General features: G+C 38.5%; 14 protein-coding genes. 9 read left to right on the top strand and 5 right to left on the bottom strand.

All coding sequences use genetic code 11. The annotated features are described in order from the left end of the window. The first annotated feature begins 28 nt into the window (after positions 1-28). Positions 29-505 (top strand): QueT transporter family protein, encoded by a 477-nt coding sequence (locus tag MK805_RS12075; RefSeq protein WP_240876150.1) that lies wholly within the window; start codon positions 29-31, stop codon positions 503-505. Here MK805_RS12075 and MK805_RS12070 read toward each other — a convergent pair. From MK805_RS12070 to MK805_RS12060, 3 genes are read right to left on the bottom strand one after another with little or no spacing between them, the layout of a single operon-like run. Then, positions 453-1,895: a bifunctional metallophosphatase/5'-nucleotidase gene (locus MK805_RS12070; protein WP_240876149.1), complete on the bottom strand. Its 1,443-nt coding sequence runs from the start codon at positions 1,893-1,895 to the stop codon at positions 453-455. The genes MK805_RS12075 and MK805_RS12070 overlap by 53 nt on opposite strands. Positions 1,896-1,911: 16 nt before the next feature. Then, the gene (locus MK805_RS12065; protein WP_240876148.1) at positions 1,912-2,739 is read right to left on the bottom strand and encodes a sulfite exporter TauE/SafE family protein; all 828 of its coding nucleotides are present in this window, start codon (positions 2,737-2,739) and stop codon (positions 1,912-1,914) included. 13 nt (positions 2,740-2,752) lie between these two features. Then, entirely contained in the window at positions 2,753-3,604 is an 852-nt protein-coding gene (locus MK805_RS12060; RefSeq protein ID WP_240876147.1) for a DUF72 domain-containing protein, read from the bottom strand. Positions 3,605-3,671: 67 nt separating this feature from the next. On the opposite strand from MK805_RS12060, the gene MK805_RS12055 reads away from it, so the two are divergent. The 4 genes from MK805_RS12055 (at position 3,672) to MK805_RS12040 (ending at position 7,842) form a co-directional block, all read left to right on the top strand. Further along, on the top strand, positions 3,672-4,085 hold the full coding sequence (locus MK805_RS12055; RefSeq protein ID WP_240876146.1) for a M67 family metallopeptidase: 414 nt from the start codon (positions 3,672-3,674) through the stop codon (positions 4,083-4,085). Between the two features lie 10 nt (positions 4,086-4,095). After that, positions 4,096-5,541, top strand: coding sequence for a nicotinate phosphoribosyltransferase (locus MK805_RS12050; RefSeq protein WP_240876145.1), 1,446 nt, complete (start codon positions 4,096-4,098; stop codon positions 5,539-5,541). Positions 5,542-5,765: 224 nt separating this feature from the next. Continuing rightward, positions 5,766-6,329: a hypothetical protein gene (locus tag MK805_RS12045; protein WP_240876144.1), complete on the top strand. Its 564-nt coding sequence runs from the start codon at positions 5,766-5,768 to the stop codon at positions 6,327-6,329. Continuing rightward, positions 6,310-7,842, top strand: a complete 1,533-nt coding sequence (locus tag MK805_RS12040; RefSeq protein ID WP_240876143.1) for a C40 family peptidase — start codon at positions 6,310-6,312, stop codon at positions 7,840-7,842. Before MK805_RS12045 ends, MK805_RS12040 begins: the two co-directional genes overlap by 20 nt. Before the next feature lie 167 nt (positions 7,843-8,009). Here MK805_RS12040 and MK805_RS12035 read toward each other — a convergent pair whose 3' ends face one another. Together MK805_RS12035 and MK805_RS12030 are read right to left on the bottom strand one after the other, a co-directional pair. Beyond that, entirely contained in the window at positions 8,010-9,101 is a 1,092-nt protein-coding gene (locus MK805_RS12035; protein ID WP_240876142.1) for an AI-2E family transporter, read from the bottom strand. Between the two features lie 230 nt (positions 9,102-9,331). Further along, positions 9,332-10,165: a YihY/virulence factor BrkB family protein gene (locus MK805_RS12030; protein ID WP_240876141.1), complete on the bottom strand. Its 834-nt coding sequence runs from the start codon at positions 10,163-10,165 to the stop codon at positions 9,332-9,334. Between the two features lie 154 nt (positions 10,166-10,319). On the opposite strand from MK805_RS12030, the gene MK805_RS12025 reads away from it, so the two are divergent. The 4 genes from MK805_RS12025 (at position 10,320) to MK805_RS12010 (ending at position 14,965) form a co-directional block, all read left to right on the top strand. Further along, complete coding sequence (locus MK805_RS12025) at positions 10,320-11,648, top strand: helix-turn-helix domain-containing protein (protein WP_240876140.1); 1,329 nt, start codon at positions 10,320-10,322, stop codon at positions 11,646-11,648. A 257-nt stretch (positions 11,649-11,905) separates the two neighbouring features. Continuing rightward, positions 11,906-12,616, top strand: coding sequence for a 2,3,4,5-tetrahydropyridine-2,6-dicarboxylate N-acetyltransferase (gene dapD / locus MK805_RS12020; protein ID WP_240876139.1), 711 nt, complete (start codon positions 11,906-11,908; stop codon positions 12,614-12,616). Between the two features lie 15 nt (positions 12,617-12,631). Further along, on the top strand, positions 12,632-13,834 hold the full coding sequence (locus MK805_RS12015) for an aspartate aminotransferase family protein (protein WP_240876138.1): 1,203 nt from the start codon (positions 12,632-12,634) through the stop codon (positions 13,832-13,834). 6 nt (positions 13,835-13,840) lie between these two features. Next, a complete protein-coding gene (locus tag MK805_RS12010) occupies positions 13,841-14,965 on the top strand; it encodes an N-acetyldiaminopimelate deacetylase (RefSeq protein ID WP_240876137.1) in 1,125 nt (374 codons plus the stop codon). The last annotated feature ends 19 nt before the right edge of the window (positions 14,966-14,984 follow it).

The following is a 14,984-nucleotide window of genomic DNA, read 5'->3' as shown; positions in this document are numbered from 1 at the left end:
CATACTAAGTTAATGGGGGGAATCAAATATGACTACAAAAAACATTACCACTGTCGCAATGATTGCAGCAATTTATGTTTTACTCACTTACCTATTTGCACCACTATCATTCAACTACATTCAATTTCGGATATCAGAAGTACTCACTGTGCTCCCATTCTTCACCCGACTCGCCATTCCTGGCCTTTTCATTGGAACCATTATATCCAATTTGCTCAGTCCAGCAGGGATTTATGATGTAGTTTTTGGCAGCTTGGCAACTTTACTCGCCGCGTACCTCACATCGCTGACAAAAAACCGTTTTCTTGCACCATTACCACCTGTAATCGTCAATGCTGTCATCATCGGTGTCTTACTTGGTTTTATAGGAGGATTACAAGTTGGTATACCTTGGTTGATGTTATACGTCGGGTTTGGAGAATTAGGTGTATGTTATTTACTAGGGCTGCCTTTTATTTTCCTTCTGGAACGTTATCAACATGTTCTTCCTTGGGAGAAGAAATAATCCACCTTTTTTGTTTGCTTGCTTTACGCAAATGGTAAGACTGGATACCATTTGCCAGCACTTGTCTGAGCGGTTCGGGTACATAGTAATGTAGGACTCTTCCTTTACTTAATAATTTGTACCCCTTCCCATAAACAAACATACTAATGGTTGCTATATGGTATATGTTATCATCCACAAGTAAGTCTTTACCCATGAATATTTGTTGTATTTTTTGATAAGGGGGGTTCATAGGGTTATATTTGACAGTTATTCCAGATATAGCCATACTCCCCAATCTTTCGCCTCTGAATCCAAAACCTTGTAATTTCATCATTATAAATTCTTCTAATAATGATTCCTCAAGGGTATACCTCAAATCTTTGCCATTTAATTCGATTACGACAGGATTGATGGGATGTGGACAAGTAGTATGCAATCCACCCTTTGTTACCAATCCTTGCGGGAGTGAATAAAGCATCTGCCCATTATTCACTAATCCATATTCCACCCCAGTCCATTTGACCAAGCTATCTGCTAATAGGTTTGGCAGCGGAGTTTCTTTATCCCATTGTACGATCAGGTCTTCTTCTAGTTCTGCTACAGGTTGGTTTAAATACTCAGACGCTTGACCTTGATACTCTTTTATAATAGCTAATATCCTAGGGCTTGGTTCTTCCTCCAGTGGAAAGGCTCCCCCTTCCACTTTTACCAAATTGCCTTCATCATCACATAATAGTTGTAGATGACCGATATAATTTCCATATTTTCCGGCTGCAGCAAGTGTAGTGTGATTAATTTTTTCTGGTTTTACCAACAAATGATGGGTATGTCCTCCCATAATCACATCAATACCAGGAATTTCTTCAGCCATCTTCACATCACTAGGATAACCGAGATGAGATAACACCAATATCAGATAACCTTTCGCTCGCAATTGTTCTGTAAGAGAACGAACTGCTACAAAAGGGTCTGTTACTTTCCATCCAAGTGACTGATAAAGTTGATCAAACCAAACAGTAACTCCAATAAAAGCTAATTTTACTCCAGCGCACTCATATAATTGATAAGGCAGAAAAAGAGGATCTTCTACGTTAGAGCAGACTGTATAGAAAGATGACTTAGTATACATCGCATATAAATCATCATGAGAGAAAGTAAGTAGTTCGTTGTTACCAAGTGTAACAACATCATATTCAGACGTTTCTAAGATAGCTCTGTTTACTAAGCCATCTGTCCCCTCTGTCTCCCATCTTGCTCGATCCAAATGATCTCCGATATCTACTAAAAATCCAACTTCCCCCTTTTCCTCCCACTGTTTTCTTTGCCGTGACACATATGTATCAATCTGTGCTGCAGCTTCCAAATGGCTATGTATGTCATTGGTATGGATAAGATGTATTCGCTTCATGTTATCCCTCTCTCTACTAAAGATGTAACCCATCTAAAATCATCTTTATAGCTACTAAAATTAATGTGATACGGAATATAATCAACAGTACTCGATTACTCATTTTCTGTGATAAGTATGCCCCTAATTGCCCGCCTATCCACGATCCTGGTGCAATGAGCAGAAGGAGCATCCAAGAAATATGTCCTTGTAAAATATGAGTAATACTTCCTGTAATCGATGATAAAAAAATAACAAACATCGATGTTGCAGTTGCTACAAGAGGAGGAAAGCGAAAAATAATCAGCATCATGGGTACTAACATAGCCCCACCGCCAATGCCAAACAAACTAGAAATAATTCCAATTATAAATGAAACAATAATTGCTGTTGGGGTATGAAAACCATAATGGTGAATTTCTCCAGTAGAATCTGTATAAGTTCTTTTCACTTCAGTCGAAAAAGTTATCGGTTTTAACCTATCCTTCAACATCATAAGCAAAGACAAAAATAATAAAAATATCCCAAAACCTAACATAAACGAATCAGTCGAAAAAAACTTAGAGAAATATGCACCTGCCAACGCTCCCGGTCCTGCACCGATAAAAAACAGCATTCCACTACGGTAGTCAATTCTCTTTTGTTTATGAAACGTAATAATGGAGGATACAGCTGTGAGCATAACAATTAACAGAGAAGTTCCCGCAGCTACCTGAGCCGAAAGAGAAGATAAACTACTAAAGACAGTAGCTATATATAAAAGGCTGGGTACAATAATGATACCTCCGCCAATACCTACCAAACTTCCCAATGTTCCTGCAAATAATCCAATCGAGAACAAAATAACCCATTCTATCCAAATCATCACATAAGCTCTCCTAAAATAATTCTGTTTGTCTTGGTGCTAAATTTGTATAGGTAATCCCACATTTCTGAATAAATTGCTTGGCATTATCTACTGCATCTCCTTGAGAATTATTATTAAATAAAAGAATCATTTGTTCTGTTTCTTTCTTCATTCTCTTAACTCTCTGTACCCATTCATCTAATTCAGTAGAGGAATATCGATAAGCGTATCGAATATCTCGCCAGTTTGGATTTTTGGAGTCACTCCAACCTTTTGCATTTCGCCCATGAAACCGAATAAGTACCTGCTCCTTATTCGTCACCTCTGTTATAATGGGAACGGAACCATCTGGTACTTGAGGTTCATCACAAACTACGTGCACCAATCCTTCATTCGCCAAAAAAGCTAATGATTTCTGTCGATAAGCAGGTGCAAACCAACTTTGATGGCGAAATTCGATAGCAACAGGATATTCAGCAAATGCATGCCGCACTTTTTGAATATATCGCACATGTGATTCTTTGCAATCATACCAAGGTGGAAATTGAAACAACAGAAGGGACAGCTTACCTGCTTCTTGCAGAGGATGTAAACTAGCTTTTGTCTCTTGGACAAGTTCCGTCCATGATCGTTCTGGTGCTTTTCCAACACGTCCATGCCCTGTTAGTTCTCGATATGCTTTCACTACGAAACGAAAAGCATCAGGGGTAGACTTTGCCCACTTTTCCATACGATCTGCTGTTGCAATAGCATAAAAAGTGCTATCCACTTCCACAACGGGAAAATGACCAGCATATAAGGATAATTTGTCTGTAGGTTTTGTGCCGGGTGGATAGATATCATGATCACCCCAGCCACAAACTCCAACAAGAATACTACTCATGATGTACGCCTCACTCAAACAAAGATATATTCATTTTATCATAGGGGAAGAGAAAGGAGGAACGATATTGGGGGCATCCCATCATTTATCGATTCATAGCAAAGTTATTGATGAACTAACATCATATTGCCATGAACAGCTTCCAGCAGAAGGATATGGTTTTCTTGCAGGAGTAGGGAGAGAAATAACACATTTTTTCCCATTGAAAATTTTGGATCCTTCTCCATGCTCATTTGGTTATGTTCCTGAGGTATACTGGGAGACGATCAAAAAAATTCGATTGAGTAAGCTTTGTTGTCTTGGAATTATACATACCCATCCACACTTACCTGCATATCCATCAAAATCAGATGCAAAATATTGGGAAAGGCCAGAGCTTAGTTGCTGGATTCTTTCCTTTCGAGAAAAACAAAAAAAGCTAAGTGCCTTTCAAATTCAAAGCGGGCAGATCAACCCACTCATTTATGAAATCATTTACTAGGAGTACACCCATGTCGATATCACTACATACAGATAAATACCAACTTACCATGATGTACGCGCATTGGAAAAATAACACCCATAATCATCGCCGTTCTTTTGAACTTTTCTTTCGCTCCCTTCCATTTGGAAATGGCTATGCTGTTTTTGCAGGACTCCAGCGAGCAGTAGAGTACTTGGAACATCTGCACTTTACGGAGGAAGACATTTCTTATCTTCAAAACAATTGCCCTGATTTTGAAGCAGCGTTTTTTGATTATTTACGCCAATTCCGATTTCAAGCAGATATTGATGCACTTGCGGAAGGAACGGTTGTTTTTGCTGAAGAACCATTGCTTCGGCTGGATGGTACGATATTTGAACTCCATCTGGTTGAGACAGCATTACTCAACTTTATCGGCTATCAGACATTAGTGGCAACCAAAGCAGCACGCATACGCCATATCGCTCCAAAGGACACCTTATTGGAGTTTGGAAGCAGACGAGCACAAGAGCAAGATGCTGCACTCTGGGGAGCTCGTGCTACGTATCTAGCTGGATTTGATGCCACCTCCAATTTACTCGCTGGGCAAAAATTTGACATTCCGACGAGTGGAACACATGCTCATGCATGGGTACAAGATTTCCCTAGTGAATTAGAAGCATTTCGTGCCTATGCGTTTGCATTCCCAAACTCTTCTGTATTACTTGTCGACACATATGATACATTGCGAAGTGGTGTTCCTAACGCCATTCAAGTAGGATTAGAGCTACGAGAAAAAGGTTATGAACTTAAAGGTATTCGACTTGATAGCGGCGACCTTGCTTACCTATCAAAACAGGCACGCAAGATGCTAGACAGAGCAGGATTAAACCAAACCAAAATCATCGCTAGCAGTGATTTAGATGAAGAAACCATTTTAAATCTCAAACAACAAGGAGCTAAGATCGATGGCTGGGGTGTCGGAACCAAGTTAATCACCGCTTATGATCAACCAGCACTTGGCGCCGTTTATAAAATGGTTGCAAAAGAAAATGATGGTGGCACATGGGAACCTACGATCAAAATCTCTTCCAATCCAAACAAGATCTCTACTCCAGGAAGAAAGACGATCTTTCGGATCATTGATAGAGAAACAGGGAAAGCAAAAGGCGATTGGATTGCTTCTTATGAACAACTCTTAAAAGAAGAAGAACCACTCACCTTATTCCATCCTGATCATCCATATAAGCAGAAAGTGGTTACCAACTATTTAGCCCTTCCTCTTTTGCAGCCATTATTACGAAAAGGTAAATTGGTAGAAGCATTACCCACACTAGATGAGGTTCGCTCCTACCATCAAAGACAAATTCATTTATTTTGGGATGAGCAGCTTCGTATCCTAAATCCAGAAGAATATCATGTCGATTTGTCCAAACAACTCTGGGAACAAAAACAGACTATGATTGAGCGTATTTATAAAGAAGTACATCGTTAACTCAAAAAAGGGCTGATGCAAAATGGCATTAACCCTTTTTGTTTTTTATCCTTTCTACCAGAAAAAAAGCCTAATATTTAAGATTATTTATGTTGTGTTGAATTTACACTTCTTTCTAGCAGGATCTAGCGAAAATGTATAGCCGACTTCCTAATTATTCTATATACTTGAGCTTAACAGAATAACCTATTTCGTTAGCGTTAAAAAAGAAAGAGGAGTGGAAAATGAAAAAAGGTGATATTGTTGCCATTATTATCGGTATCATCGTACTGGTCTTTCTATTTTGGTTTCTATTTTTAAGAGACGATACTCCCAAAAAAGAAGAACCTCCAGTCCAAACACCTAGTGTAAATACAAATACACAATCAGATAATTCAGATTCATCCCAGGGAGATGATAGTTCACCAAATTCTGGATTTAGCGATAAAGACATTAATGTTTTAAGCAAATTTGTAACTGATTTTACCACAAAGTTTATCAGCTATGATAAAAGCAAACCAAATGAACATTTAGATAGTGTCAAAGACATGATGACCCCACAATTATATGCTCTACAAAAAAAACTTAATGCTAATTCTCCCGATATTAAAAATATTTCGGTTAAACAAGTCAGCATTGCAGATATTACACCAGGTCAAATGACGAGCGTAAATCTCTATGTAGATGTTACGATCACAACCATTCAAAATCAAACGATCACGACAACATATGCAGAAAAATACCTTCTAACTAATAATTCTGCTAAGTGGAAGGTGGTGTCTGTAGGAGATGCAGAAACAAACCAGTAGTACAATTGGCATTGCAGTTGTTGCACTTATAGTGCTTGGAATGATGGCTTTTGGGTTTTTTTCCATTTTTTTCATTTCCATTATAACCAATAGCGACTTACAACAGCAGCAACAACAGTCGGCAGACCAACAAGAGATGGTCATTCCTTTTAAAGATTTATATCTAAAAATAGCGGACAAATATCCTTCTGTACCATGGAATGTGTTAGCTGCTGTTCATCGATTATCGCCTGAATACTCCAAACACATGCAAGCTTGGAATAACTTTAGTGGTTCATGTGGGTTTTCTCCCATGGTTGCAAATAAACTTAGATTTAAATATGCATCTACACCTGTGACAGAATTTCTAAAAACAAAAACATTAAGTGCTATCTGTAAATACTCCAAAGAAAATAACATTGATCCCATACTTACTGCTGCTATCATCCAAGCAGAAAGCAGCTGGATTATCGATAATGGTTCAGATGCTGGAGCCCAAGGTCTCATGCAAGTAATGCCCTTTAACTTTGAAAAGGGGGAAAACCATTTTGATGTAGATACAAATATCATGCGTGGCACTCAGGTTTACAAAAGTTGTTTAAAACTGCATCCTGATGAAACGATCGCCCTTGGCTGTTATAACGGAGGTCCCGGTGCGGTCAGTAACAATCAATTACCTTCGGCAGATGTGAACCCGGAAACACATAATTATCCGGGAAGAGTACACGCTGCATATGCTGAAATCAGCAAATATTCAACCCCTGCTTTTCCTGAAAATAATTCAGATAATGAAAAAGACAAAAACAAAAACAAAGTCACCACCGCAGATGTAGAAAAATGGTTAGATAATAAAGCAAAACAACTCGCTGACTTAACTCGTATTCAATCGGATGAAACAAAAGGAAGTAAAACTTGTCGCGACAAAGTTCAAAAAATGAATTTAACAATGGCTACAGGTTTGGCATGTGCCGTATATATGCAAGCTCCTGATGAGTATCAAAAGTCAGATGAAGCCCAGTTTGACTACGTGAAAAACGTAGACAGCACAGCAAACGAGCTGTTAATGGGATCTGGTGGAGTACTCTTTAACGGAGGTTCTGGTTTTGGAGGAAAAATTATCGCTGCTGCCAAACGATGGGAAGGTACTCCTTATGTTTATGGGGGTGGAGGCAAAGATGGCCCAACACCCGGCGGAGGTTTTGACTGTTCGAGTCTTGTACTGTATTCCGTTTACCAAGCATCTGGAGGTAAACTTACTCTGCCCCGTGTTGCTGATGACCAAGCAAACTCAAAGCAAGGTCAAGTAACTGTATCACGAATGCTCGGTGCATCTGTTAATTTTAATTTACTCCAACCAGGAGATGTTATCTATTTTGATAATATGCCTGATAAACCAGGCTACGATCATGTAGGCATATATGTCGGCAACAGGCAGATGATTGCTGCACCCAAAACTGGTGATGTAGTAAAAGTACAACCTCTAACTGACTCCTATTGGCAAACAAAGTCATGGCTAGTAAAACGATATGGTTAATTTTACATTTTGTTTTTAGAATCCAAAACGAAAAAACACCTTGTATCATCTGTAAAAAGATGCTGCAAGGTGTTTTGCTTTTATCAAGATAAAGCCGATATTTGTTCGCTTTAAAATTTTTAAAACTATATCTTTTTATAATAAATTTAATTATAATGAGATTAGTCTTATTCTTCAGCTGATAGTACTTTTTTCTCTTGACTTCTTAGCCTTATGAGCTGATAGACATGACTAACAACTACTTTTAGCACTGCATAAGTAGGGATGGCGAGCAGCATTCCTAAAAATCCTGCCAAACTCCCTGCAACGAGCAATAGCAAAATGATGGTAAGCGGATGAATGTTTAAGTTTTTCCCCATTACATTAGGTGTAACAAAATTTCCTTCTACTTGCTGAGCAATAACTGCCACGACCAATACCTTGATAATCATGGAAGGAGAGTGGATAGAAGCGACGATAACAGCTGGTGCTAGTCCAATCAGCGGTCCAATATAGGGAATTACATTGGTAAACATTGCAAATATTGCAAGTAATAATGCATAAGGCATTCCAATTATGAGATACCCAATAAACACGATCAATCCGATTGTAATGGCAACTAGTACTTGACCTTTGATGTAGGAACTCAGAGCGTGATCGAGATCATGTAAGATCGATACTCCATGTTCACGTTCTCTGACTGGCAAGAGTCGAAGCACATAAGGCGCCGCTTTATCTCCCTCTTTTAACATGTAGTACAAAATAAAAGGAACCGTCACAAATACGAGGATGATGTTTGTTACGATACCAAAAAAGCCAGCCAGATTACTGCCGATGGTAGTATAACTGGTCTTTATATAGTTGACTACACTGTCAGCAATCACATTCCAATCCACATACTTATTCACCCAAGGATTATGGTTTAGCGCATTAAATTGAACTTTAGCAGCGTCTAACATAGAAGGGAAATTATTAATTAATGCCTCAAACTGATTTCCCAGTAATGGCCCAATCGAAAAGCCCAATAGGACAAATAATCCTAAGATTACCAAGTAAATAATCAAAATGGAGATTCCTTTTGGAATTTTAAACCGAAGCATAAACCTGACGATGGGACGAAACAGATAAAATAATACACCTGAGATGAGAAATGGAAAAAACAAAGTTTGTACGAAAACGACAATGGGTCGAAAGACAAAACTGACCTTACTTCCTAGTAAAACGATAAGAAGTAAGAAAATGATGGCATATAAGGTTCGAAAAAACTTAGTTTGCGGCAACTTGTTCCATCCCTTTCAATCTAGCAATTGATTCTACGATTCATCTTAACACAAAGTAAAAGAAACATGCTGTTCACATGTTTTTCACAAAATGGTTTTAAGACACAATATAGTCTTCTTAAAAAAGAGGATTTCTCTTATTTGAGAAGAACTATCCTAATCACTCACCTAAGCCTTAGGCTAAGCACACTATATTATACGGGTCATGATCCTGCGCTAAAAGCGCAAAATCATGCCTTTGTCTTACTGCGTCGCTTTGCTGACTTCTTTTCATCAGCATAGACGGCATTGATATGGCCACCTACAATAAGTACAAGAGAAGAGATATAAAACCAACCTGTTAAGATGATGATTCCTCCTAAATTTCCATATACCAATGAGTAATTGTTAAAGGAAGCATAGTAGGAGAAACCTAGAGAACTGAGTTGCCACCCAATTGTCGCAAAAATTGCACCAGGTAATGCTTGGATCAATGTAACTTTTGTATGAGGTGCCATGATATACAAGCTGAGTAGAACAAAAAACACCATTGCGCTGCTGATGAACCAACGAACATATACCCATAAGTGAACAAACCAAGCAGCCAGTGCAATTTCACCAAGAAAATAGCTCGCTAAAAGTTGACCAAATACCGATAAGCCAAGGCTGACCAATAATCCTGCAAGCAACCCAAACATGAGGAAAAAACCCAGCAAGGCTCCTTTCCAAAAACTTCGATTATTGTTCACTTGATATGCAAGGTCCAAACTGCGGATAATCGATTGGAAGGCAAGCGAAGCTGTATAAATAGTTGAAATAATACTGAAAGATAACAATCCACTATTTTGTTCATCTAAAATACTAACTAAATTATTTTCAATTAAATGATAGGTGCTTGACGGAATTACAGGTTTTAATACAGACAATACATTTTCACTACTATATGGCAAGTAACCAATCAGCGTAACTGCAAGTAAAAGAAAAGGAAAAAACGAAAGTAAAATATAATAGGATAGCTGTGCTGCAGTATCAAAAACTTGATTATGCTTTAATCGGTAAATTATGGTTTTTAATAAATGTACCATGATGTGACCTCCAGTTCCACTTACCTACAATATTGACCGAAATACAGTAGGTTAATCTTTTGAAATCTGTGTAATATTTCTAAAACTCGGTTTTCTTTTGTTTTATAAAAGTTTAATATATTTATGTCCAAACTTTTCCGTTGAGGTGATAACAATGAAAACATTAGCTCTTCATGAAATGGGGGAAGTAATTCGCAAAGTTCGTAAAGAACGTGGTCTTCGCCTCGAAGACTTAGCGGATGAAAATATTTCCCCTGCTACTGTCAGTAATATCGAACGGGGCGTCGCACATGTCAGCCCTGAAAAAGTAACTTATTTGCTTGAAAAATTAGAATTACCTATGAGCAAATTACCCGAAATGCTTGTCCAAGAACAAGTCGAACTCAAGCGAGTAAAATTTGCTCTTTTAACCATATCAACCTTGCGTCAAATCGGATATGTCGATGATGCCTTAGCAAAATTAGAAGAATTAAAGCTAGACGATAGTCATCCATATATCGCACATGCTTACTTCTATAAAGGCAAATGCTACATGGCAAAAAAGAAATGGAAACAAGCAGAACGTTCTTTCTATAATGCACTGCGCAGTGCTCAACAAAATTCGTATCAAGAAAATAATATGGAATCTGCTAGTTATCTTTTACTAGGAGTATGCAGCAACCATCAAGGTAATCTGGAGCAAGCATTAGAGTACATTAATGATGGTCTACTTGCCTTTTATGAAGACGGTGAGATGCAGCATGTCAAACACCTCTTGCATAAACATAAAGGAATTATGCTCCAAAAATTAGGTCGTGTAACAGAAGCAATGCAACTGGTTCAAGATTCATGGCATTTATTAACAGAAGTAGATGATATTGAAACGACGCTTGGATTTTACTGGCTGCGCTCTGAATTATCCCGTCGTACTGGCTTGATTGAAGAAGCAATTGAATATGCCGTTGAAGGTATTGATATCGCCCGTAGAAATAAACAATATAGTGCAATGTTCGATTTATGGATTGTTCTTGGAACTATTTACACTGCACAAAAAGATTGGGAAATGGCAGAAACCTCCTTCCTCATGGCTCGCAAACTGGAAGAAAAAATTCCAATTGATCAGCGTTGGGTGACGGTCTACAGCCGTACAGGAGTCCTGTACTTGAAACAAAATAAATTATCTGAGGCATTTGAATACTTCCAACATGCGATCCGATATGCAACTAAGTTTCAAGATGCACCTCAGTTGGTATCCAATTTAGTACTTACTGGTGAACTTTGTCAAATGATGAATGATACAAATAAAGCAATTCATTTCTTTGAACAAGGGATTGAGATTGCTCAAAAACACCAGTATAAAGATATGGAATGGAAGATTTGGTATAACCTAGCAGGCTGCTATAATGGACAAGACGAAGAGAAGTTCCAGCACTGCATGCGCAAAACCTATGAAATTAAAGAAAACATACTTGATGGTCCTAATGAGCTAGGATTAGCAAACTAATATATTCTGTAATGGAAGGAACTCCTCTTGGGGTTCTTATTTTTGTATTAGATTACATTTAAATGCATAAAAACAAAATAGGGCAAGTTTATATTTCCTATAGGAAGTAATCATTAAAATCTAATTCTCCAAGAAACGAATAGTTTCCTAGAAAAAGTGTAAATGGTTGGAAATGCAATTTATTCATAGAAGACGGTCATTAGCTTTCGTATTATGTTATACTTTTAACTTAGATTGATCGAAAGGGTGACGATAACGTGCAACATTTAAACTCTGAGGAAATTATTCAATATATAGCAAAATCGACAAAAAAGACTCCTGTTAAAGTCTACATAAAGGGAGAACTTGAGAAGCTTTCTTTCCCAGATGAAGTGCAAACATTCTTTTCTGGAAATTCAGGTGTTTTATTTGGAAACTGGACAGATATTGAACCTGTATTAAGCGATAATAAAACAGCTATACAAGATTATGTCGTAGAAAATGACCGCCGTAACTCGGGTGTACCTTTACTAGATTTAAAAGACATAGAGGCTCGTATTGAACCTGGTGCGGTTATTCGTGAACATGTACAGATCGGAAAACAAGCGATCATCATGATGGGCGCTGTGATCAATATCGGTGCAGTAATCGGAGAAGGAACCATGATCGATATGAATGCTGTAGTAGGTGGACGCGGACAAATCGGAAAAAACTGTCATATCGGTGCGGGAGCTGTGATTGCAGGAGTAATTGAACCGCCTTCAGCAGCACCTGTAACGATTGAAGACGAGGTACTGGTAGGAGCCAATGCAGTTATTTTAGAAGGAGTAACAGTAGGTCATGGATCTGTTGTTGCAGCAGGGGCAGTAGTTACACAAGATGTACCGCCAAATGTAGTCGTTGCAGGCACTCCAGCTCGTGTTATCAAGGAAATTGACGAAAAGACAAAATCCAAAACAGAAATCTTAGCAGATCTTCGCAGTTTATAGGAGGTTTCATCAAATATGACGGATTGGGCCTTGTTGGATCATGAATATCTCATGTCCACTTACAGCCGTTTACCACTTGTAATCGATCATGCCGAAGGTAATTATCTTTTTGATATCAACGAAAAGCGGTATTTAGATTTATTCACAGGACTAGCAGTAAATATTTTAGGGCACTCCCATCCGTATTTGATGAATGCGCTGGCTACACAAGCTGAGCGCTTCCTTCATATATCGAATTTTTTCTATAATCCTCCAGCTATTCGATTGGCGAAGCGATTGGTAGACAATACGCTCGAGGATGGAAAAGTATACTTCTGTAGTACTGGAGCAGAAGCAACGGAAGCTGCGATCAAGAGCATTCATAAATGGATTAGCCGACAAGAAGAACCCAAAGAAGGAATCATTGTTCTCAAAAATAGTTTTCACGGTAGAACACTTGGAGCTCTGCGCTTAACACGTCAACCTGGCATTTATCAGGACTTTCCAACATTACCAATTTCTATTTATGAAGTGAACATGAATGATATTGCTGGCTTAAAAGACATATGTGAAAAGCATCATCCTGCTGCTATCTTAGTAGAGCCTATTCTCGGTGCTGGAGGCATCTTACCTCTGACACAACAATTTTTAGAGACAGCGCAAGCTCTCTGTCAAGAAAAAAATATGTTATTCTGCTTGGATGAAATCCAGACAGGTGTCGGAAGAACAGGAACATTATTTGCTTACCAAGCTTATGATTTGAAACCTGACTTGATCCTTTTTGCTAAAGGTATAGGCGGAGGCTTACCTCTAGGGGGAATCATTGCAGGACAGAAACTAAAAAACACATTCCAACCAGGTGATCATGGAACTACTTTCTCTCCTTCTCCCCTTTCCGCAGCTTTAGGTAATGCGGTTTTAGATGTATTGATTGAGCAACATCAACTGGAAAAGGGAAAAGAAGTCGCCGATTTCCTATGGAGTGAATTACAAAAACTACAAAGGAAATTCCCAGCTCTTATCGAACAGATCAATGGGCGTGGTATGATGATTGGAATCATCACCACACTCAGCAAAACATCTATCGAACAACTCCGTCAGGAATTTTTAGAGAATGGAATCTTAATCAATATTACAGCAGGTACCATAATTCGATTGTTACCACCTTTGACTTTGACAAAAGAGGAAGTAACGCACTTTATCGATATTTTTCATCAATTATTAGCGAAAATGGAGTAAAGGCATATGACTGTTTCTTTGGACAAATGGATACAAATCAGACGACAATTACATGAGATACCGGAACCTGGATACTTAGAAGAAAAAACACAAGCATTTCTTCTCTCTCAGTTAAAAGATTTACCTAATATAGAATTAAAAACTTGGAAAACAGGTATTATTGTCAAAGTTTCTGGAACAGCACCACGCAAACGAATTGGCTTTCGTACAGATATGGATGGATTGCCGATTCAAGAAGAAACTGGTTATGAGTTTCAATCTACTCATCCTGGATATATGCATGCTTGCGGACATGATCTTCACATGACGATTGCCCTTGGATTGGTTCACCATTTTTCCTATCATCCAGTGCAAGATGACCTTATTTTTATCTTCCAGCCAGCAGAAGAAGGACCAGGTGGAGCAGAACCGATGATGAAAAGCATCGAGTTTCAATCTTGGAAACCAGATATGATCTTTGCCTTGCATATTGCTCCTGAATATCCAGTAGGTACCATTGCTACTCGCCCGGGCATTTTATTTGCTAATACGTCTGAGATTCATATCCAGCTCATCGGAAAATCAGGTCATGCTGCTTATCCGCATCAAACGAATGATATGGTAGTGGCTGCAACACAACTTTTCACCCAACTCCAAACAATCGTCTCACGTAATGTGAATCCACTGGATTCTGCCGTTCTTACTGTTGGAAAATTAACAGCAGGAACCAAAGAAAACATTATTGCTGGTTCTGCTGAATTGAACGGAACCATTCGTACCCTTTCTTTAGAAACAATGAAAACCATGCAGCAACGTGTTAAAAATATTGTTCAAGGTATTGGTACAAGCTTCCAATGTGAAGCTATTCTCGATTGGGGTATGCAATATGTTGATGTCACCAATCACGAAGCAGTCACCAAACATTTTATGAACTGGGTTGAGGAAAAAACCGAGTATCAATTGGTAGAATGCAGGGAAGCGATGACAGGTGAAGATTTTGGTTACTTTCTAAAAGAAATTCCTGGCTTCCTATTTTGGCTTGGTGTGGACACTCCATACGGATTACATCACTCGAAGATTACCCCAGATGAAAAAGCAATTGGTGTCGGGATCGATACGATGATTCGATATCTAGAGGAGATTGGAAATTAGGATGCAGGGGGAATGGATT

The sequence above is a fragment of the Shimazuella soli genome (assembly GCF_022511585.1).
Classification (GTDB): Bacteria; Bacillota; Bacilli; order Thermoactinomycetales; family Thermoactinomycetaceae; genus Shimazuella; species Shimazuella soli.
The sequence above is the reverse complement of the archived record's forward strand: the minus strand, read 5'-3'. Positions and strand labels throughout refer to the sequence as shown.